This is a genomic window from Deltaproteobacteria bacterium GWC2_65_14 (assembly GCA_001797615.1).
Lineage (GTDB): Bacteria > Desulfobacterota > Deferrimicrobia > Deferrimicrobiales > Deferrimicrobiaceae > GWC2-65-14.
Genome location: MGPV01000021.1, coordinates 5273 through 5555 on the forward strand (window position 1 = coordinate 5273; position 283 = coordinate 5555).

The 283-nt window shown below is 64.0% G+C and carries 1 pseudogene (only partly in view); it reads right to left on the bottom strand.

The features are described 5' to 3' along the window. Window positions 1-283: pseudogene (locus tag A2X88_03920) on the bottom strand (hypothetical protein) (it extends past both window edges: 233 nt to the left, 675 nt to the right).

Genomic DNA, 283 nt, shown 5'->3' on the forward strand with positions numbered 1-283 from the left:
GGGCCCCCATGAAGTTCCCGGCGAAGGGGGACCGGGAGGCCATCTCCATTCCAATCTCGTAGAGATCCCCCGCGATCGCGCCCGGCCGGATGGCGCTCTCGATGTTCCGCATCACCTTGACCGTCATCTCGTGGGCCATTTTCATCTTGTTCTGCAGCTTCCCGCAGACGTAGGTCCTCGCCATGTCGACCAGGTAGCCGTCCTGCGCCCACATCAGGTCGACGATGACCGGCTCGTTCTTCTGGAGGCGGCGCTCCCCCTGCCCGATTGGAACGAAGGGCGA